Here is a 243-nt window from a genome sequence, read left to right on the forward strand (position 1 = left end):
TATCCGGAGCAGCGCGCCGAAGGCGAAATCCTGATGGACGGCGAAAACCTGCTCACGACGAAGCGCGATATTTCGCTTCTGCGCGCGCGCATCGGCATGGTGTTCCAGAAGCCGACCCCGTTCCCGATGTCGATCTACGACAACATCGCATTCGGCGTGAAGATGTTCGAAACGCTGTCGCGTTCGGAGATGGACGACCGCGTCGAATGGGCGCTGACCAAGGCAGCGCTGTGGAACGAAGTG

At 60.1% G+C, this 243-nt stretch carries 1 protein-coding gene; it reads left to right on the plus strand.

Going from position 1 to position 243, the window contains the following annotated elements; genetic code table 11:
* Window positions 1–243: ATP-binding cassette domain-containing protein (locus SB771_RS36470; RefSeq protein ID WP_410722220.1), on the plus strand; the 243-nt coding region annotated here is incomplete at both ends.

The organism is Burkholderia sp. SIMBA_051 (assembly GCF_046534915.1).
GTDB lineage: Bacteria > Pseudomonadota > Gammaproteobacteria > Burkholderiales > Burkholderiaceae > Burkholderia > Burkholderia ambifaria.